At 70.6% G+C, this 20374-nt stretch carries 17 protein-coding genes and 3 pseudogenes; 13 read left to right on the forward strand and 7 right to left on the reverse strand.

Annotation, left to right across the window (positions count from 1 at the left end; translation table 11 throughout):
• The first annotated feature begins 170 nt into the window (after window positions 1-170).
• Complete coding sequence (locus tag AB0M27_RS06740) at window positions 171-974, forward strand: DUF4190 domain-containing protein (RefSeq protein WP_365718630.1); 804 nt, start codon at window positions 171-173, stop codon at window positions 972-974.
• A 69-nt stretch (window positions 975-1043) separates the two neighbouring features.
• Here the strand turns inward: AB0M27_RS06740 and AB0M27_RS06745 are convergent, their stop codons facing one another.
• Window positions 1044-1601, reverse strand: a complete 558-nt coding sequence (locus AB0M27_RS06745; RefSeq protein ID WP_365718632.1) for an NADAR family protein — start codon at window positions 1599-1601, stop codon at window positions 1044-1046.
• Between the two features lie 235 nt (window positions 1602-1836).
• Here AB0M27_RS06745 and AB0M27_RS06750 point away from each other — a divergent pair, with 235 nt between their 5' ends.
• From AB0M27_RS06750 to AB0M27_RS06790, 9 genes and pseudogenes are all read left to right on the forward strand, one after another.
• Window positions 1837-3372 (forward strand): gamma-aminobutyraldehyde dehydrogenase, encoded by a 1536-nt coding sequence (locus AB0M27_RS06750; protein WP_365718634.1) that lies wholly within the window; start codon window positions 1837-1839, stop codon window positions 3370-3372.
• Window positions 3373-3469: 97 nt separating this feature from the next.
• Window positions 3470-4717 (forward strand): spermidine/putrescine ABC transporter substrate-binding protein, encoded by a 1248-nt coding sequence (locus tag AB0M27_RS06755; RefSeq protein WP_365718636.1) that lies wholly within the window; start codon window positions 3470-3472, stop codon window positions 4715-4717.
• Between the two features lie 8 nt (window positions 4718-4725).
• Complete coding sequence (locus tag AB0M27_RS06760) at window positions 4726-5895, forward strand: ABC transporter ATP-binding protein (RefSeq protein ID WP_365718638.1); 1170 nt, start codon at window positions 4726-4728, stop codon at window positions 5893-5895.
• Window positions 5895-6830 (forward strand): ABC transporter permease, encoded by a 936-nt coding sequence (locus tag AB0M27_RS06765; protein ID WP_365718640.1) that lies wholly within the window; start codon window positions 5895-5897, stop codon window positions 6828-6830. Before AB0M27_RS06760 ends, AB0M27_RS06765 begins: the two co-directional genes overlap by 1 nt.
• Window positions 6831-7631, forward strand: coding sequence for an ABC transporter permease (locus AB0M27_RS06770; protein ID WP_365718642.1), 801 nt, complete (start codon window positions 6831-6833; stop codon window positions 7629-7631).
• Window positions 7632-7659: 28 nt separating this feature from the next.
• The gene (locus tag AB0M27_RS06775) at window positions 7660-9090 is read left to right on the forward strand and encodes an FAD-dependent oxidoreductase (protein ID WP_365718644.1); all 1431 of its coding nucleotides are present in this window, start codon (window positions 7660-7662) and stop codon (window positions 9088-9090) included.
• Window positions 9091-9229: 139 nt separating this feature from the next.
• On the forward strand, window positions 9230-9496 hold the full coding sequence (locus AB0M27_RS06780; protein WP_365718646.1) for a hypothetical protein: 267 nt from the start codon (window positions 9230-9232) through the stop codon (window positions 9494-9496).
• Between the two features lie 157 nt (window positions 9497-9653).
• Window positions 9654-10122, forward strand: a pseudogene (locus tag AB0M27_RS06785) (hypothetical protein).
• Window positions 10123-10190: 68 nt separating this feature from the next.
• Window positions 10191-12017: a glycoside hydrolase family 18 protein gene (locus AB0M27_RS06790; RefSeq protein ID WP_365718648.1), complete on the forward strand. Its 1827-nt coding sequence runs from the start codon at window positions 10191-10193 to the stop codon at window positions 12015-12017.
• Here the strand turns inward: AB0M27_RS06790 and AB0M27_RS06795 are convergent.
• The 4 genes and pseudogenes from AB0M27_RS06795 to AB0M27_RS06810 form a co-directional block, all read right to left on the reverse strand.
• Window positions 11959-12621: pseudogene (locus AB0M27_RS06795) on the reverse strand (phosphatase PAP2 family protein); the annotation flags it as partial. The gene AB0M27_RS06790 and the pseudogene AB0M27_RS06795 overlap by 59 nt on opposite strands.
• 170 nt (window positions 12622-12791) lie before the next feature.
• Window positions 12792-12983, reverse strand: coding sequence for a hypothetical protein (locus AB0M27_RS06800; RefSeq protein ID WP_365718650.1), 192 nt, complete (start codon window positions 12981-12983; stop codon window positions 12792-12794).
• A 67-nt stretch (window positions 12984-13050) separates the two neighbouring features.
• A complete protein-coding gene (locus AB0M27_RS06805) occupies window positions 13051-13233 on the reverse strand; it encodes a hypothetical protein (protein ID WP_365718652.1) in 183 nt (60 codons plus the stop codon).
• A 15-nt stretch (window positions 13234-13248) separates the two neighbouring features.
• Complete coding sequence (locus AB0M27_RS06810) at window positions 13249-13410, reverse strand: hypothetical protein (RefSeq protein ID WP_365718654.1); 162 nt, start codon at window positions 13408-13410, stop codon at window positions 13249-13251.
• Between the two features lie 38 nt (window positions 13411-13448).
• On the opposite strand from AB0M27_RS06810, the gene AB0M27_RS06815 reads away from it, so the two are divergent.
• Complete coding sequence (locus tag AB0M27_RS06815) at window positions 13449-13928, forward strand: hypothetical protein (protein WP_365718655.1); 480 nt, start codon at window positions 13449-13451, stop codon at window positions 13926-13928.
• A gap of 116 nt (window positions 13929-14044) precedes the next feature.
• Here the strand turns inward: AB0M27_RS06815 and AB0M27_RS06820 are convergent.
• Window positions 14045-14261, reverse strand: a pseudogene (locus tag AB0M27_RS06820) (phosphoesterase); the annotation flags it as partial.
• Window positions 14262-14397: 136 nt separating this feature from the next.
• Window positions 14398-15732: a 4-aminobutyrate--2-oxoglutarate transaminase gene (gene gabT, locus AB0M27_RS06825; protein ID WP_365718658.1), complete on the reverse strand. Its 1335-nt coding sequence runs from the start codon at window positions 15730-15732 to the stop codon at window positions 14398-14400.
• 313 nt (window positions 15733-16045) lie between these two features.
• Between gabT and AB0M27_RS06830 the strand changes: the two genes are divergently transcribed.
• Window positions 16046-18517, forward strand: coding sequence for an ATP/GTP-binding protein (locus tag AB0M27_RS06830; RefSeq protein ID WP_365718660.1), 2472 nt, complete (start codon window positions 16046-16048; stop codon window positions 18515-18517).
• A gap of 128 nt (window positions 18518-18645) precedes the next feature.
• Window positions 18646-20304, forward strand: coding sequence for a PucR family transcriptional regulator (locus AB0M27_RS06835; RefSeq protein ID WP_365718662.1), 1659 nt, complete (start codon window positions 18646-18648; stop codon window positions 20302-20304).
• The last annotated feature ends 70 nt before the right edge of the window (window positions 20305-20374 follow it).

Raw genomic sequence — 20374 nt, forward strand, 5'->3', positions numbered from 1 at the left:
GGGGTCCTCCCCGGGAAGGGCGCCCGCGTGGCGGTGCCCGTGGTGCCGGGCCGCTGGTGCGGGCGCGGTGATCGGCTGATCGGTTGCGCGGGATCATCGTAGGCCCCGGCCCCACGCCGTCCCGGCCTGCCCGTAACATGGCGGGACGTCCAGCGGAGGGGGCCTCCACCATGTCCGACGAGGTGCCACAGTCCACGCCCCAGCGGCACCAGCCTGCCGGCGAGGCACCGACGGCACCCTGGGTGTCCCTGGACAAGCGGCCGGAGGAGGATCAGGCGCCCTGGCAGCCTCCGGGGCAGGGCGCGATATCCGGGTCGCGCCCGGATTCCGCACCTGGTGACGGATCCGTCCACTACCAGCAGACGCTGACCTCGCTGCCCTCCTCGCCGAACGAGCCCGCCGATGCCGCGCCGCAGGCCTGGGCCCCGCCGGCCGCCGCCGCACCCCGGGCGGCGAACCCGTTCGCGCCCCCGACGGCCACGCCGCACGCGAACCCGTACGCCCCGCCGGCCACCAACGCGAACCCCTATGCCGCGCCGGCCGCCGCCTACGCCCCGCCCGCCGCGCAGCACGCGGGACCTGAGCCCGTGCCCCCGCCGCCCATCGCCCCCGGCGGCCCCGGCCAGGTGCCGTACGGCTACCCGGGCATGCCGTCCGCCTACGGCTACCCCGGCCAGCCCCAGCCGCCGTACCCCGGCCCCTACGGCTGGCCCGGCACGCAGCCGCTGCCGAGCAACGGCATGGGCACGGCCTCCCTGGTGCTGGGCATCCTGTCGGCGGTCGGCTTCCTGCTGTGGCCGATCGCCCTGGTGCTGGGCACCCTCGCGGTGATCTTCGGCGCACTGGGCCGAGGCAAGGCCAAGCGCGGTGAGGCCACCAACCCCGGCGTGGCCCTGGCCGGCCTCATCTGCGGCGCGTCCGGCATCGTCCTGGCCCTGGGCTTCCTCGCCTTCCTGATCGCGTTCAGCAGCTGACACGCCGGCCAGGGCGCGATCAACGACCGTCGCACCGGCAGCCGGGAACGCTCCGCACCCCCGACGGCGTCAGTCCGCTCTCAACCGATCCCGCGCCTCCATCAGCGCGAAGCCCAGGAGGTTGAGGCCCTTCCACCGCGCCGGGTCCGAAGCCGCCTCGTCATCCGCCGCAAGCCCGATCCCCCACACCCGGTCCACGGGACTGGCCTCCACCAGCACCCGGTCACCCGTGCCCAGCAGGAACTCCCGGAGCGCACCGTCGGCCGCGAACTTGTGCACGCTCCCCTCGACCACGATCCGGAACCGCTCCCGCTCCCATATCGCCTCGTCGAAATCCCGGACCAGCCGGCCGGCCTTCTTGGCCTGGGATGGATGGCCGGAGGCCAACACCCTGCGCTCCGCCTCCGCGTCCCCGAACAGCCGCGCCTTGCCGGCCATCATCCAGTGCTCGGCCGTCGCGTAGGCGACCCCGTCGACCGCGAACGGTGACGGCCACCACTGGCTCAGACAGCTCGCGCCGATCCTGCCGTCCGGCCTCGGCCGGTGCCCCCAGAAGTGGAGGTACTTGATCCGGGACCCCGCCCGGACCTCCCTGATCAGGGCTTCCACCCCGTCGATCTTCTTCATGCACGCGAGTCTGGCACGCACCACTGACACTCCGTCCGGCCCACGCTGCGGAGCAGCATGTCGATCGCAGCCCGGCCCGACTCGACACCTGGTCGACAGATTCCGTCGCGTAACCAAAAGGCAACAACGGAATCACTTGTTGGAGTCCTATGGCTCTGTCAGGATCGGCACTCAAATCGAGCTGGAGCTACGCCACCCACCCCTCGGGACGGGGCGAACGGCGGAGGAGAGCGACATGCACAACCCGGGCACCGCCACCCCGGAACGATTCCCCGCACAGGAGCGATTCGCCGAGGGCGCGCAGTTCATCGGCGGCCGACCGGCCAAGGGCACCTCGGGCCGTACCCACGCCGTGGTCGACCCCGCCACCGGCGCGGAGGTGTACACCTACGAGCTGGCCGGCACCGACGACGTCGACGCGGCCGTCGCCGCCGCGCGCGAGGCCTTCCCGGGCTGGGCCTCGGCCACCCCGGGCGAGCGCTCCGACACCCTGCACCGGTTCGCCGCCGTGCTCGCCGACCGGGCGGAGGACTTCGCCCGCGCCGAGTCCCTGCAGTGCGGAAAGCCGCTGAAGCTCACCCGCGAGTTCGACGTGCCGGGGACCGTCGACAACACCGCCTTCTTCGCGGGCGCCGCCCGGCACCTCGCGGGGCAGTCCGCCGGTGAGTACTCCGGCGACCACACGTCGTACGTCCGGCGCGAGCCGATCGGTGTCGTCGGGTCGATCGCGCCTTGGAACTACCCGCTCCAGATGGCCGCCTGGAAGATCCTCCCGGCGATCGCCGCGGGCAACACCATCGTGCTGAAGCCCGCCGAGCTGACCCCGCTCACCTCGCTGCTGTTCGCCCGGGCCGCCACGGACGCCGGCATCCCCGACGGTGTGATCAACATCGTGACCGGGACCGGGAAGGAGGCGGGGGAGCACCTGGTCGGCCACAAGGACGTCGCCATGACCTCCTTCACCGGGTCCACCGCCGTCGGCAGGCGCGTCGCCGAGGTCGCCACCGCCACGGTCAAGCGGCTGCATCTGGAACTCGGCGGCAAGGCGCCGTTCGTCGTCTTCGACGACGCCGATCTGGAGGCCGCCGTCCACGGGGCCGTCGCCGGTGCGCTCATCAACACCGGGCAGGACTGCACGGCCGCCACGCGCGCCTACGTACAGCGGCCGCTGTACGAGGCCTTCGTGGAGCAGACCGCCGCCCTGATGGAGAGCGTGCGGCTCGGGGACCCGTTCGCTCCCGGCACCGATCTCGGGCCGCTGATCTCGCACGTCCAGCGGGACCGGGTGGCCGGCTTCGTGGACCGTGCGCGTGCCTACGCGCGCGTGGTGACCGGAGGCGAGGCCCCGAAGGGCGACCTGGAGAAGGGCGCCTACTACCGGCCGACCCTGATCGCCGACGCGGCACAAGGCAGCGAGATCGTCCAGTCCGAGATCTTCGGTCCCGTCCTGGTCGTCCTGCCCTTCGACAGTGACGACGAGGGCATCCGGCTGGCCAACGACACCCCGTACGGCCTCGCGGCCTCCGCGTGGAGCAGCGACGTGTACCGCGCGAACCGCGCCACCCGCGAGATGAAGGCGGGCTGCGTGTGGATCAACGACCACATCCCGATCATCAGCGAGATGCCGCACGGCGGATACAAGGCGTCCGGCTTCGGCAAGGACATGTCGGTGTATTCCTTCGAGGAATACACGCAGGTCAAGCACGTAATGTTCGACAATACGGCGGTTGCCAGGAAGGACTGGCACCGCACGATCTTCGGGGACCGGTAGCAACCGGACATCAGAAGGAGCCGGCTTGCCGCCGGGTGTGACGTTCCGGCCCCCGACCAGGCCGACCAGCCATCCCTCCCGAAAGGGCACCACGCGCATGGAGCAGTACGAGCCCGACCGCTTCACACCGGTCGAACTGGCCGCCATACGCCGCAGCTTCCGCAGCGGCCGGGCCGCGATGACCCGCCGGTCGCTGCTGCGCGCCTCCGCGGGCGGCGCGCTCACGGTCGGCGGACTCGGGGCGCTGAGCGCCTGCGGGATCCCCGCGGCGACCAAGACACAAGGAGGCGTGTCCGCCGACGACCACTCGGCCAAGGAGAAGGTCGTCAATTTCTCCAACTGGCCCGAGTACATCGACGTGGACGACAAGACGAAGCGGCACCCCACGCTCGACGCGTTCGCCAGGCGGACCGGCATCCAGGTGAAGTACACCGAGGACATCAACGACAACGACGAGTTCTTCGGCAAGATCCAGCCGCAGCTCGCCGCCGGCCAGGACACCGGCCGTGACCTCGTCGTGCTCACCGACTGGCTGGCCGCCCGCATGATCCGCCTCGGGTACGTCCAGAAACTGGACCCGTCCAACCTGCCGCACGCCTTCGCCAACCTGTCGGACCAGTTCCGCGCCCCCGACTGGGACCCCGGCCGGGCGTACTCGTACCCGTGGCAGGGCATCTCGACCGTCATCGCCTACAACAAGAAGGCGCTCGACGGCATCGAGGTGAAGTCGGTCTCCGACCTGCTCGACAACCCCAAGCTCAAGGGCCGCGTCGGCTTCCTGACCGAGATGCGCGACAGCATCGGCATGACCATGCTCGACATGGGCAAGGACCCGGCGAAGTTCACCGACGACGACTTCGACGCGGTGGTCGCCCGCCTGCAGAAGGCCGTCGACAAGGGGCAGATACGCCGCTTCACCGGCAACGACTACACGTCCGACCTCACCAAGGGCGACTTCGCCGCGTGCATCGCCTGGGCCGGTGACATCGTCCAGCTCCAGGCGGACAGCCCGGACGTCGGCTACGTCATCCCCGACAGCGGCTACATGACGTCTACCGACAACATGCTGATCCCCAACAGGGCGCGTCACAAGACGAACGCCGAGCGGCTCATCGACTTCTTCTACGAGCTCGAACCGGCCGCCGAACTCGCGGCCTACATCAACTATGTGAGCCCGGTGGCGGGAGTGAAGCCGTATCTCGCCAAGATCGACAAGGACGCGGCGAACAACCCGCTGATTCTCCCCGACAAGGCCATGCAGGCCCGGTCCCACGCCTTCCGCTCGCTGACGCAGAAGGAAGAGACCGCCTACCAGCAGAAGTTCTCGAAGCTCACAGGGGCGTGACGACGACGATGACGACACCAGACAACAGCGGCGACGTCCGCCTCTCCGGTATCAGCAAGACATACGGCAACGGCTTCACCGCCGTGCAGACGCTCGACCTGACCGTGCCGCAGGGCTCCTTCTTCGCCCTGCTCGGCGCCTCCGGCTGCGGCAAGACCACCACCCTGCGCATGATCGCCGGCCTGGAGGAACCTTCCTCCGGCACCGTGCACCTCGGCGACCAGGAAGTGACCCATCTGCCGCCGCACAAACGGCCGGTGAACACGGTCTTCCAGTCCTACGCCCTCTTCCCGCACCTCGACATCTTCGAGAACGTCGCCTTCGGCCTGCGCCGGCGCGGCATCAAGAGCGTGAAGAAGCAGGTCGAGGAGATGCTGGAGCTGGTCCAGCTCGGCGAGCAGGCGCGCAAGAAGCCGCACCAGCTCTCGGGTGGCCAGCAGCAGCGCGTGGCCGTCGCCCGGGCCCTCATCAACCACCCCAAGGTGCTGCTGCTCGACGAGCCGCTCGGCGCCCTCGACCTCAAGCTGCGCCGCCAGATGCAGCTGGAGCTCAAGCGCATCCAGACCGAGGTCGGCATCACCTTCGTGCACGTCACGCACGACCAGGAGGAGGCCATGACCATGGCCGACACGGTCGCCGTGATGAACGCGGGCCGGGTCGAGCAACTCGGCTCGCCCACCGACCTGTACGAGAACCCGAACACCACCTTCGTCGCGAACTTCCTCGGTACCTCCAACCTCATCGAGGCCGAGGTCGACACCAAGAACGGCGACGACATCGTGCTCAAGGCGGGCGGCGGCAAGCTGGTGCTGCCCAAGGCGCGATGTTCGGCCCCGGCGACGGCCGGCGGCAAGGTGCTGGTCGGCATCCGCCCCGAGAAGATCTCCCTCGCGCACGCCGACGACGCGGGCGAGATACCGGAGGGCCGCAACCGGCTCACCGGCAAGATCGCGGACGCCAGCTTCATCGGCGTCTCCACCCAGTACGTGATCGACAGCCCGGTCTGCGACGAGCTCTCGGTGTACGTCCAGAACATCGAGCGCGACGCCCGGCTCGTGCCCGGCGCCGACGTCGTCCTGCACTGGAGCCCGGCGCACACCTTCGGCCTGGACGCGGCCCAGTCCCTGCTCGCTGGGACAGTGGGCTCCGCGGGCACCGAGGAAGAGGCGGCCGCCTGATGACGACGCTCACCGAAGCCGAGGCGCCCCCGCCCCTCGCGCCCGTGGCCGAGGAGAAGAAACCTTCGCGCAAGCGCGGCCGGTTCACGCCGTACTGGCTGCTCCTGCCCGGCCTGCTGTGGCTGATCGTCTTCTTCGCGCTGCCGATGATCTACCAGGCCTCCACGTCCGTGCAGACGGGCTCGCTGGAGGAGGGCTACAAGGTCACCTGGCACCTCGCGACCTACTGGCACGCGCTGAGCGAGTACTGGCCGCAGTTCCTGCGGTCCGTCTTCTACGCGGCCGCCGCCACGGTCCTGTGCCTGCTGCTCGGCTACCCGCTGGCCTATCTGATCGCCTTCCGCGCGGGCCGCTGGCGCAACCTGATCATGGTCCTGGTGATCGCGCCGTTCTTCACCAGCTTCCTGATCCGCACCCTGGCCTGGAAGACGATCCTCGCCGACAACGGCCCCGTCGTGCACGCGTTGAACTCGGTGCACGTCCTGGACCTCACCAACTGGCTCGGCTGGACGGCCGGCGACCGCGTCCTCGCCACACCGCTGGCGGTGGTGTGCGGACTGACGTACAACTTCCTGCCGTTCATGATCCTGCCGCTGTACACCTCGCTGGAGCGGATCGACGGGCGGCTGCACGAGGCGGCCGGCGACCTGTACGCCAAGCCCTGGACCACCTTCCGCAAGGTCACCTTCCCGCTGTCGATGCCGGGCGTGGTCTCCGGCACGCTGCTGACCTTCATCCCCGCGGCCGGCGACTACGTCAACTCCGAACTCCTCGGCTCCACCGACACCCGCATGATCGGCAACGTCATCCAGACGCAGTTCCTGCGGATCCTGGACTACCCCACGGCCGCGGCCCTCTCCTTCATCCTCATGGCCGCCATCCTGGCCATGGTCACGATCTACATCCGCCGGTCCGGGACGGAGGATCTGGTCTAAATGCCCTTCGTCAACTGGCTCAAGCGCCATCTCGTCGTCATCGCGGGAATCCTGACGCTCGCGTACCTGCTGCTGCCCAACGTCATCGTGACGGTGTTCTCCTTCAACAAGCCGAAGGGACGCTTCAACTACGAGTGGCAGCAGTTCTCCCTGGACGCCTGGAAGCAGCCGTGCGGCGTCGCCGACATGTGCGGCTCGCTGTCCATCAGCCTCCAGATCGCCGTCTGGGCGACGGTCGGTGCCACCCTGCTCGGCACGATGATCGCCTTCGCGCTGGTCCGCTACCGCTTCCGCGCCCGCGGCGCCGTCAACTCGCTGATCTTCCTGCCGATGGCGATGCCCGAGGTCGTCATGGCGGCCTCGCTGCTCACCCTGTTCCTCAACATGGGTGCTCAGCTCGGATTCTGGACGATCCTCATCGCCCACATCATGTTCTGTCTCAGCTTCGTCGTCACCGCGGTCAAGGCGCGTGTGATGTCGATGGACCCGCGCCTGGAGGAGGCCGCCCGGGACCTGTACGCCGGGCCCGTGCAGACCTTCCTGCGGGTCACCCTGCCGATCGCGGCACCGGGCATCGCCGCGGGTGCGCTGCTGTCGTTCGCGCTGTCCTTCGACGACTTCATCATCACGAACTTCAACGCCGGCTCGACCGTCACCTTCCCGATGTTCGTGTGGGGTTCGGCGCAGCGCGGCACGCCCGTCCAGATCAACGTCATCGGTACGGCCATGTTCCTTGTCGCCGTCCTCATCACGCTGTTCTCGATGCTCGTCGGCAACAGCCGCAACAAACAAAAGGCATAAGCCTTCTCCACTGTAGGGAGTTGAAATCATGGCCCCAAGCGCCATGAGTCGTGGCAAAGACAACTGGATCGCCTCTCTCTCCGAAGCCCAGCCGGTCCCGTACTGGCTGGAAGACCCCGGCAAGCCACCCGCCGAGCCCGCCCTCACCGGCACCGACACCTGCGACCTGCTGGTCGTCGGCGGCGGCTACAGCGGGCTGTGGACCGCGCTGGGCGCCAAGGAGCGCGACCCGCAGCGCGACGTGGTCCTGCTGGAAGGCCGCGAGGTGGGCTGGGCCGCCTCCGGCCGCAACGGCGGCTTCTGCGCCGCCTCCCTCACCCACGGCCTGCCCAACGGCCTCACCCGCTGGCCCGACGAGATCCACAAACTGGAGGAGCTGGGCCGGCGCAACCTCGACGAGATCGAGGCCGCGCTCGCCCGGCACGGCATCGACTGCGACTTCGAGCGCACCGGCGAGATCGACGTCGCCACCGAGACCTACCAGGCCTGGGAACTGAAGGACTGGCACCGGGAGCTGGCGGAGAAGGGACTCGCGGACGGCATCGAGTTCCTGGACGCCGACGCCGTGCGCGAGCAGGTGAACTCGCCCACCTTCGAGGCCGGCCTGTGGGACCGCCGGGGCGTGGCCATGCTGCATCCCGCGAAGCTGGCCTGGGGCCTGAAGAAGGCCTGCCTGAAGCTCGGGGTGCGGGTCTACGAGCACACGCCCGCGCTGACCCTGAAGCAGTACGGCGCCGGCATGGCCGTACGCACGCCGTACGGCGCGGTCCGCGCCCGCAGGGTCGCGCTCGGCACCAACATCTTCCCCAGCCTGCTGCGCCGCGTGCGCTCCTACACCGTGCCGGTCTACGACTACGCGCTGATGACCGAGCCGCTGAACGCCGACCAGCTGGCGTCGATCGGCTGGAAGAACCGACAGGGACTCGGCGACAGCGCCAACCAGTTCCACTACTTCCGGCTGTCCGCCGACAACCGGATCCTGTGGGGCGGCTACGACGCGATCCACCACTACGGCGGCCGGGTGCGCGCCGAGTACGACGACCGGCCAGAGACGTACGCCAAGCTCGCGGGCCACTTCTTCACCTGCTTCCCGCAGCTGGAGGGCGTCCGCTTCACCCACGCCTGGGGCGGCGCGATCGACACCTGCTCGCGCTTCTCGGCGTTCTTCGGCACGGCGCACCAGGGGAAGGTCGCGTACGCGGCCGGGTACACCGGCCTGGGCGTGGGCGCGACCCGCTTCGGCGCGGACGTGATGCTCGACCTGCTGGACGGGGAGCGCACCGAGCGGACCGAGCTGGAGATGGTCCGCAAGAAGCCGCTGCCGTTCCCGCCCGAGCCGTTCGCCTGGACCGGGATCGCCCTCACCAAGTGGTCCCTGGCCCGCGCGGACGCGCACGGCGGCCGCCGCAATCTGTGGCTGCGGACCATGGACCGGCTGGGGCTGGGCTTCGACAGCTGAGTGCTTTTACCCCGCCCTTACGGCGCCGTCAAGCCACGAGATCCCGGAACATGACCCTTCTGCCGCATTCCGGCGTACTGGAAGCACGGACCTCACCCGAGGCACCGATGCCACACCTCCGGAACAGCAGGAGACGATCATGCCCCGCATCCCGGGTATCACCCGCAACCCCGACGGTTTCCGCGCCAGGCGCCGCCTCGGCCTGGCGACGGCGGTGGCCTCCGCCGCCGTCGTCGCCGGAGGCGTCATGCTGCCGGCCGCGGCCGCCTCGGCGGCGCCGATGCACCAGACGTCCGCGGTGACCACGGCCCACCAGAAGGACCACCACGACCATGGCTACCGGCACCACCACCGGCACCACTACTGGGACCATCAGCACCACTGCTGGGACTACTACTGGGACTAGGACTACGGCTGGTGACGACCCCAGCCGACCTGCAGATGTGATCCAGGCCACCTGAAGGGGGACGCGGAACCCGCGTAATGCCCCCGGAAGACCTCCCTCTCTCTCCTCCTGACGCGACCGCACCGGACGGTCGGGCGAGAGAAAGGGAGGCCTTCTCATGACTGGGACGAAGACGGCCGTCGAATGGCTGGCATCCGTCGCACCGGACCCCGAAGCCTGCCGCTGGGAATGGCAGCGCAATCCCCTCGGGGTCGCGCTGCTGCCCGCAGGCCGAGCCTGGGACGTACTGATCCTGCCGGGCGACCTCGGTCATCCGACCCTGGACGTGGTCACCCGCGTGCTCGGCCGGCCCGGTACTCGCCGGCTTCGGCGACAACCGGGTCGGGTTCTTGGTGCCGCCCGGCACCGCGGCCCGCTGGGTCGGTACCGGCGTCCGCACCGCCGGACCCGGCACCTGGATCGTCGTGCCGTATCCCGGCCGGGCGACCCGGAGCGTGCGCTGGCTCGTGCCGCCGGACGGCTCGGGCACACGGACCGGCCCCGCGCTGCTGGAGCCGGCGATGCACGATGCCGCGGCACGGCTGGCCTCAGGAGGGGCGGGGACGGCTAGCGCCCGGAAACCTTGACAACAGGATTGGTCTGGACCAAGTTGAGTGCGCTCCACCCTCCAACTCCCCCGACACCGGAGGCCCTTGTGGAACGCGCCGCACGCGCCCCGCGCGCAAGACGTCCCAGATCCGTCCTCGCCCTGCTCACGGCCGCCCTGCTGGCCGTGCCCGGCATCACCGCACTGTCGTCGGCCGCCCGCGCGGCCGACGCGGACATCGCGACGAACGGCGGCTTCGAGTCCGGCCTGACCGGCTGGACCTGCACGGCCGGTACGACGGTCAACTCGCCTGTGCACACCGGAACTTCGGCGCTGCAGGCGACCCCGGCCGGCAGCGACAACGCGCAGTGCGCGCAGACGGTGACCGTCCAGCCCGACGCGCAGTACACGCTGACCGGTTACGTCCGTGGCTCGTACGTCTACCTCGGCGCGAACGGCACCGGCACCACCGACGTCTCCACCTGGACCCAGTCCGCCCCCGACTGGCAGAAGCTGACCACCACCTTCACCACCGGCGCCGCCACCACGAAGGTCACCATCTACACGCACGGCTGGTACGGCACCGGCACGTACTACGCCGACGACATCTCCCTCGTCGGCCACGGCGGCAGCGGCACCGGACAGCCGCCCGCCGCGCCCACCGGCCTGAGGGCCACCGCCGTCACCTCGTCCTCCGTGGCCCTGTCCTGGTCGGCGGTCACCGGCGCCACGAGCTACACCGTCTACCGCGACGGGACCAAGTCCCAGACGGTGAGCGGCACGTCGGCCACCGTGACCGGGCTGTCCGCCTCGACGGCGTACGGCTTCCAGGTCACCGCGACCAACGCCGCCGGCGAGTCAGCGAAGTCCGCCGTCGTCACCGCCACGACCAGCGCCGGCAGCGGCGGCGGCTCCGCCGACCTGCCCACCCACGCCCTCGTCGGCTATCTGCACGCGAGCTTCGCCAACGGCTCCGGCTACACCCGCCTCGCCGACGTGCCCGACAGCTGGGATGTCATCGACCTCGCCTTCGGCGAACCCACCTCGCCCACCTCCGGGGACATCCGGTTCAACCGCTGCCCGGTCACCGAGTGCCCGAACGTCGAGAACGACGCGGACTTCAAGGCCGCGATCAAGGCCAAGCAGGCGGCCGGCAAGAAGGTGCTGATCTCGATCGGCGGCCAGAACGGCCAGGTCCAGCTCACCACCACCGCGGCCCGCGACACCTTCGTCTCCTCGGTCTCGGACATCATCGACACTTACGGCCTGGACGGCCTCGACATCGACTTCGAGGGCCACTCCCTGTCCCTCGACACGAGCGACACCGACTTCAGGAACCCGACGACCCCCGCGATCGTCAACCTCATCTCCGCCCTGAAGACCCTGAAGGCCAAATACGGCTCGAAGTTCGTGCTGTCGATGGCCCCGGAGACCTTCTTCGTGCAGATGGGCTACCAGTACTACGGCACCGGCAAGTGGGGCGGCCAGGACCCGCGCTGCGGGGCGTACCTCCCGGTCATCCACGCCCTGCGCGACGACCTCACGCTCCTGCACGTCCAGGACTACAACTCCGGGCCGATCATGGGCCTGGACAACCAGTACCACTCCATGGGCGGCGCCGACTTCCACATCGCCATGACCGACATGCTGCTCACCGGCTTCCCGGTGGCGGGGGACCCGAACAACGTCTTCCCACCCCTGCGCCCCGACCAGGTCGCGATCGGCATGCCGGCGTCGACGAACGCGGGCAACGGCTATGTGGCCCCCTCCGAGGTCACCAAGACCCTGGACTGCCTCACGAAGAAGACGAACTGCGGCTCGTACGCGACGCACGGGACCTGGCCCGCGCTGCGCGGTCTGATGACATGGTCGGTGAACTGGGACCGCTACTCGAACTGGGAGTTCCAGAAGACCTTCGACGCGTACTTCGGCTGAGGCCCGTCACCAGGGACAGGGTGGTCAGCAGCACGGTGGACAGGCACCAGCTGGCCACCACGTCCAGCGGCCAGTGCCAGCCACGGCGGACGAGGCCGTACGACACCCCGAGGACCAGCAGTGCGCAGCCGGCCACCAGGAACCGGCGGGTGACGGCCGACCGGAGCCAGGGGAGCAGGAGCAGGGTCGCGGAGCCGTAGGCGACGGCCGCCGTGGCCGAGTGCCCGGAGGGGAAGTAGCCGACGGCCGGGGGCATCACGGGGGTTCCCGGCCGTGCGGTCCAGTCCTTGAGCGGTACGACGATCGCCGGGACCAGCGCCATCAGGAGGGCCGCGGCCAGCGGCGGCAGCCACCACCGGTCCGTCCCGGCGGCCCGCCCCCGCCAGAGGACGTAGCCCACGGCCGCGACGAGGACCGGGACGGCGACCTGGATGTTGCCGAAGTCGGAGAGGAGCCCGCCGAAGCGGTCCGGCTCGACGAGGGCCCTGCTGAGGCGGGAGTCCAGGCGCAGCAGTGGGCCGTGGGCCACGACCTGCCAGGTGATCAGGGCGAAGAGGACGGCCGGAACGCCGAGGAGCAGGGAGCGGCTGGTTGAGGTCGACACGGTGTCCAGCTTCGCAGGTGTGCTCGGCCCGTAATGCGTCACATGGACATACGGGATGACAGTGTGTCGGTTTATGCCGTTCTTACTCTTTCAGGGTGGCAGTCCGCGGCCCCCACCATCGTCAGCGGCTCGATCCCGCCCAACAAGAGCGACCTGACGACCTTCGGCGTCTACACGGAGACGAACACGACGCCGAGGTTCCTCGAACTGTCCCGGCGGCGGCAGAACGTGCCGTCCGGCACGACCGACATGGACCTCGAGCTGAACCAGAAGTTCTGCGACACGTCGACGACGACGCCGACCAACTGCGCGAACAACGGGAACACCGAGACGGCGACGCCGGTGCGCACCGTGGGCGCCAAGCTGATCACCTACGACCTCGCGGGTCAGCTCCACCACGATCCCGGCCAACTCGGCCTATGTGAGGAGTCATGCCTCGACCTCCTTCAACTCCGAGCCGAAGGACTTCATCGCCCCCGGGCGGGTGCAGATCACCAGCTGCTCGTCGCTGAGCACCACCGCGACGGACACCGCGACGGACACAGCGACGGTCCGCACCTCGATCCACGACTCCGCCACCCTGGCCGGGGCCACCGCCGACGTGGGCGGCACGATCACCTTCAACCTCTACGGCAACGCACAGTGCAGCGGCACCTCGCTCGTCACCAGCACGGCCAAGGTGAGCGGCAATGGCTCCTTCAGCTCGGCGAACACCTCGCCGGCGTCGACCGCCTGCGGCGACGCCGGAGAATCGACGGTGGTCACCAAGGCCCAGCCGTCGATCACCACACAGCGGCTGCACGCAGGGTCAGCGGGACGCCGGCACCGTGCCGGTCACCAACGGCTCGGTCCCCGCCTCGAACACCCTCACCTTCTCGGCCCCCGGCACCTTCTACTCGCAGGCGACCTACAGCGGTGACGGCAATAACACGGGCGCGATGAGCGAGTGCGTGAGCGAGCCGCTGATCGTGGCCAGGGCGGACGTCGACATCGCGACCCAGCAGAGGAGCTTCCCGCAGGACTCGACGACGGTCAGCGCCACGGCGGGCGGGATGCCCACGGGCACCGTCGCGTTCAAGCTGTACGGTCCCACCGACATGACCTGCAACACCACTCCCGTCCACACAGAGGATGTGACCCTCGACAACAGCGGCCATGCAGGCACGTCGGACACCATCTACCACGTGGCCGCCGCCAACGACGGCGGCGACAAGTGGCAGGTGACCTACAACGGCGACGGCACCCGCAACGCCGAAACGAGCACCTTCGGCGCGGAGAACGCCACGATCAACGTCTCGGGCACGTGACACCCGGACTCGTGGACCAGCGACGCGGCTGACCGCGTGAAGGCCCCGACCACTCGGCAGGAGTGGTCGGGGCCTCTCGGCGCCGCGGAGCGGCAAGCGAAGTGGAAGAAGGAGGTCGGCCGCCCCGGAACAGGGGGGGTAGTTCCGAGGCGGCCGTCCGGATCGGAACGTCGCGCGCCCCGGGGGGTTTGGGGCGGCGACCGTCCGATCGGTGAGGAGATCCCGGAGCCGTCAGGCGCCGGTTGTGTGCGCGAGGGCACGACCAGGTCGAAGCTGGGGAGGCCTCGGCCTGAAATCGCCCACAGTCCCCTGTGGGCGGGGTGTATCTCTCATCTGGGTAGAACCTACGGCAGGGCGGGCCGCTTGGGCAGACGGAATCGGCTCCCGCCATCCACCTCGCACACCTTCTTCACACGGCCTGCCGCAGGCATCCCTCAGAGGGGCGGACCAGTCGCTCGGATGCGCGGGATCAGATGCGCGCGAAGGCCTGCTCGATGATGTCGAGGCCCTCGTTGAGCAGGTCCTCGCCGATCACCAGCGGGGGCAGGAAGCGCAGCACGTTGCCGTAGGTGCCGCAGGTCAGGACCAGCAGGCCCTCGGCGTGGCAGGCCTTGGCGAGGGCGGCGGTGGCCTCCGGGTTCGGCTCCTTGGTGGTGCGGTCCTTGACCAGCTCGATGGCGATCATGGCGCCGCGTCCCCGCACGTCACCGATGACGTCGAACTTCTCGGCCATGGCGGCGAGGCGACCCTTCATGATCTCCTCGATGCGCTTGGCCTTGCCGTTGAGGTCGAGCTCCTTCATGGTCTCGATGGCACCGAGCGCACCCGCGCAGGCGACGGGGTTACCGCCGTACGTACCACCGAGGCCACCGGCGTGCGCGGCGTCCATGATCTCGGCGCGGCCGGTCACGGCGGCGAGCGGAAGCCCACCGGCGATGCCCTTGGCGGTGGTGATGAGGTCCGGGACGATCCCCTCGTCCTCACAGGCGAACCACTGCCCGGTACGGCAAAAGCCGCTCTGGATCTCATCGGCGACGAAGACGATCCCGTTGTCGGCGGCGAACTGCCGGATGGCCGGCAGGAAGCCCTTGGCCGGCTCGATGAAGCCGCCCTCGCCGAGCACCGGCTCGATGATGATCGCGGCCACGTTGTCCGGGCCGACCTGCTTGGTGATCTGGTCGATGGCCTGCGCGGCGGCCTCGGGACCGGCGTTCTGCGGACCCGTCGGCCAACGGTAGGCGTACGCCACCGGGACCCGGTACACCTCGGGCGCGAACGGCCCGAAGCCGTGCTTGTACGGCATGTTCTTCGCCGTCAGCGCCATGGTCAGGTTGGTGCGCCCGTGGTAGCCGTGGTCGAACACGACGACGGCCTGGCGCTTGGTGTAGGCGCGGGCGATCTTGACGGCGTTCTCGACGGCCTCGGCGCCGGAGTTGAACAGCGCGGACTTCTTGGCGTGGTCACCGGGCGTCAGCTCGGCCAGAGCCTCGGCGACGGCGACGTACCCCTCGTACGGGGTGACCATGAAACAGGTGTGGGTGAAGTCGGCGAGCTGAGCGCTCGCCCGCCGTACGACGGCCTCGGCGGAGGCGCCGACGGAGGTCACGGCGATACCGGACCCGAAGTCGATGAGCCGGTTGCCGTCGACGTCCTCGATGATCCCGCCACCCGCGCGCGTGGTGAAGACCGGCAGCACGGAGCCCACGCCCTGCGCGACCGCGGCGGTACGGCGGGCCTGCAGCTCCTGCGACTTCGGGCCGGGGATGGCGGTGACGACGCGGCGCTCCTGCGGAAGTGCGGTCATGGGGGCTCCTGATGATCTTGCGTACCGAGCGGTCTGATCTGGCGTCCCGGACGATCCCGGGCGGTGAGTTTTCGGCCGCTTACCTATCCTTCTTCGCAGGCTAGGGCCGGGGGTGGGGGGTGGGCATGCTCCATGTGGGCGTCTTCTGGGAGAGTCGTTGTCCGGAGTGGACATAGAGGTGCCAGGAGGGGGACGCCGTGGCGTGCTCGTATCTCGCCGCGCGCCCCGTCACGCAATCGCTGAACTCGCCTGGCGAGGGCATTAGATTGACTCGCTGATGGTGGACGGAGCGGCTGGTCAGGGGGCAAGGGCGATGGACAGCGACGGGACGCAGGACACGCGGGGCACGCACGCTCACCCCGTGCCGCGGCCGGCGGAGCCGACGGACGGGCCCGCGGCTCCGCGGAACGGGCCTGCGACGCCGTACGACGCACCCGCCGTGCCGCCGCGGCCGACGCGGGAGCCGGATATGCCGCCGATGGCCGCACAGCCGGGGTACACCCGTCATGCGCCGCATCCCCGCTCGCGCGTCGCCGACTGGCTCGATGAGCCGCGCCCGGCCGTCGAGCTTGGTATCTGGCGCATCGGCTACCGTCGGCCCGTGGCCGCACGTCAGGCACAGCGCCTGGCCCCCGTCACCATCGTCGGCTTCGTCGTCCCCCTGGCCGCGGGACTGCTTCTGTGGTCGCTGTGGCGGCACGGCGGCCTCCCCTACCAGTGGACCGTCCTCAAGCTGCTCACCCCCGACGCCTGGTGGTGGCCCGGCACCACATCACCGAAGGGCTACCAGGGTCTCGAGGCCAAGACGGTCGCCGACGGGGTGTTCTTTGCGATCCTTGTCTACGCCATGGCGCGCCTGGGCAGTTGGTCCGACGTCATCCGGCACTTCGTCACCCGACGCGAACAACCCGCTCGCGCCCTCATCGCCGCCCTCGGCGCGCTGATCGCGCTGGCCTTCGTCTTTCCGAGCTGGTTCGGCCTCGGCTGGGACGCCCTGCCCGTCCAGGATCCGTTGTTCTCCCTGATCGTCCTGCTCAACGGCGGCGACTACGGCGTGTTCGCGTCGAAGCTGCTCACGGACGGGCTGTACACGCTGATCAGTCTGCTGGTGCTGTGGCCGTTCGCCCGGATCGGCGGCTGGTGGCTCCTCGCGAAGGAGGCGCTCGCCGCGCGGGCGCGGGGCAGGACGGCCGAGGCAGCCGCGCAACCGGCCGTCGACCGCCGGCCGTCGCAGTGGCCCGAACTGCGTGAGGCCGGTCAGCACCAGGCCGCGGACGTGCTGGCCGCCGAGGTCGACGCCGACCGGATGAACGACGTGGACTGCGCCAGGGTCGGCCACATGTGGACCGTGGCGCGTGCCCGCGCTCGGCTGTCCTCATTCACCGACACCGTCCTGCGCGAGGGCGCCGCCGCCTGGACCCACCCCTCCGGCGACCGCGACCTGCCCGGCCGGGCCGCCCGGCATGATCTGTGCGTCGGGCAGGTGCGCATCGGCAAGTGGGTGGCGGGGGAGCGCACCCCGCTCGACTACGGCGGCGCCGGCGCGGCACTCGCGCCGGACACCCTGGGCACCTCGCTCCTGGCCGTCGGGCCAGCGGGCTCCGGCAAGACACGCCACCTGATCCGGCCCGTCGTCGAGTCGCTCGGCCTGCAGGCCCTCGCCGGACAGTGCGCCGTGGTCGCCGTGTGCGCTGCCGGCACTCCGCTCGGACCCGACTCGGCCTACGACGTGGTCGTACGCCTAGGTGACCCCCGGTCCGTGCACGACCTCGACCCGTACGCGGACTCCGACGACCCCGACGAGGCGGCCGCCTTCCTGGCGGAGGGGCTGGCCGGCGACCTGGACACCGTGAGCGGTCAGCGGTCGGTCACCGCGCTCGCCCAGCTCCTCGGCCCCTACCGGGCGGCGTACGGACGCTTCCCTGCCCTGCCCGTGCTGCGGGAACTCCTGGAGGGCGATTCCCCGGCCCTGGCCGCGCTGCGTGACGCGCTCGCCGGGGACGAGCACGCCGTGATGCGCCGCGAACTCGATGCGCGCGCCCGGCAGTCGGGCAGCGCCGGGGATCCCCGGCCGGTCCTGGCCGACCGGCTCGCGGTGCTGGACCGGCCGGCGTTCGCCGAGTTCTTCGGCGGGGACGGCGGAAGCGCCAGGCCGTTCTCCCTGCGCGCCGTCGCCCACCATCCGTTGCGCGTCCGTATCGACCTGCCCGACCGCGGACACGAAGAGGCGTCCCGGATCATCACTCGGCTGCTGCTCGCCCAGTTCGGAGCCGTGGCGTCGGCAGGCGAACGGACCCACTTCGCCTGCCTCGTCCTGGACGACGCCACCGGCGCGGTGACGGCCGGGTCCGTCCGCCGCATCCAGCGCCTGCGCTCCCGCAACGCGGGCGTGGTGCTCGCCCTGCGTACGGTCGGCGATGTCCCCGAGGCGCTGCACGGGCCGTTGTACGCGGCCGTCGGCTGCCATATGGCGTTCTCCGGGGTGACCACATGGGACGGCGGCAGGTTCGCGGACGCCTGGGGCACGCAGTGGGTGGAGACCCGGGACGTGGCCCGGCACACCGTCTTCGCGGACCAGCCGATGACTCGCGCCATCCATGCCCTGCGCAAGCTGGTGACCGGCAAGGCGGTGACGACCGAGGCCGTCACCGTCCGGCAGGTGGAGCGTGAGCGTTGGTCCGCGTCCGAGTTGGCTCATGGGGTGCCGGCGGGGCATGCGGTGGTGTCGTTGACGAGTGTGCGGGGGGAGCACGCGCCGCCTTTGCTGGTGGATCTGCGGGGGTGAGGGGGCGGCGGGGGATCGTACGGTGAGGCAGAATCGGTGTAGGTCGTTCATACGGTTCGGCCAAAAGATCCATCCCCCCTGCCGACCTGTCCACCTGGACGCCCGGTTTCGCGTCACCTGAAGGACCGATGCCCCCTACCCTCGCCTCGCTCGTCCACCACTCCGCGCTGAAGCTGACCGTGCGCGCGGGCGAGGACCGCCTCGACGTGCCCGTCCGCTGGGCCCACGTCAGCGAGCTGGCCGACCCCGTGCCCTACATGGAGGGCGGTGAGCTGCTGCTGATCACCGCGCTCAAGCTGGACGCCGAGGATCCCGAGGCCATGCGGCGGTATGTGAAGCGGCTGGTGCAGGCGGGGGTCGTCGGGCTCGGGTTCGCCGTGGGGGTCAATTACGAGGAGATCCCGGCGGCCCTCGTCGACGCCTGTCGGCAGGAGGGGCTGCCGTTGCTGGAAGTCCCCCGCCGCACCCCCTTCCTCGCCATCAGCAAGGCCGTGTCCGCCGCCATCGCCGCGGATCAGTACCGGGCCGTCACCGCGGGGTTCGCCGCGCAGCGCGAGCTGACCAAGCAGGCCCTCAACGCCGGACCCGAGGGGCTGCTCGGCGCGCTCGCCGGGCAGGTCGACGGGTGGGCCGCGCTGTACGACGCCTCCGGCGCCGTCGTCGCCGCCGCGCCCGAGTGGGCCGGACGGCGTGCCGCCCGGCTGACGGCGGAGGTCGAGCGGTTGCGGGAGCGGGCCGCGCCCGCCTCCGCCGTGGTCGGCGGACCCGATCACGAGGACCGGGTCGAGCTGCACTCCCTGGGGACGGGGCGGCGGCCGCGCGCGGCGCTCGCCGTGGGCACCGCCGCGGCCCTCGGCACCGCCGAACGCTACGCCGTGCACTCCGCCATCGCCCTGCTCACCCTCACCACCGAACGCTCCCGCTCCCTGCACGCGGCCGAACAGCGCGTCGGCACGGCCGTACTGCGCATGCTCCTAGCCGGGGAACCCGACCACGCCCGGGCCGTCGCAGGCGACCTGTACGGCGGCCTGCTCGACGCGCCGTTCCGGATGATCGTCGCCGAGTCGGCGTCCGGATCCGCCGCCCGGGCGCACGCCGACGCCCGCGGTCACACGCGGGCGCCGGGTGCCGGTGGCGCCGCGCCCGACACCGGCGACCTGGGCGGTGATCCGCTGGGCGAGCTGGCGGAGAGCGTGGAATCCGCCGCCGCGCGCTCCGGGGAGGCCGTGCTGGTCGTGCCCGACGGGGAGCGGCTGGTGGTGCTCGCGACCGACGGAGGCGCGGCGGTGGCCGCCTGCACGCAGTACGCGGCGGCGCTGGAGGCGGCGCGGGCGGTGCCCGAGCAGGCCGGGGGCGACGAGGAGGAGCTGGTCGTCGGGCTGTCCGCGCCGGCCGGGCCGATCGCCGCCGCGGCGGCCTTCAAGCAGGCCGAGCAGGCCTTGTCGGTGGCGCGGCGGCGGGGGCGGGTGCTGGTGGAGCACGAGCAGCTGGCCGCGGGGTCCGTGCTGCCGTTGCTGGCCGACGACGCGGTGAAGGCGTTCGCGGACGGGTTGCTGCGGGCGCTGCACGAGCACGACGCGACGGGGCGCGGGGATCTGGTCGCCTCGCTGCGGGCGTGGCTGTCGCGGCACGGGCAGTGGGACGCGGCGGCCGCGGACCTGGGGGTGCACCGGCACACGCTCCGGTACCGGATGCGGCGGGTCGAGGAGATCCTCGGGCGGTCCCTGGACGATCCGGACGTCCGGATGGAGCTGTGGCTCGCCCTGAAGGCGACCAGCGCCGAATAGGTAGTCCGCACAGAGCAGCGCCGAGTAGTCCAAACAGTAGTGCGCGGTCCGGCTACTGCTACGACTCGGA

The organism is Streptomyces sp. NPDC052107, from assembly GCF_040680215.1.
Taxonomy (GTDB): Bacteria; Actinomycetota; Actinomycetes; order Streptomycetales; family Streptomycetaceae; genus Streptomyces.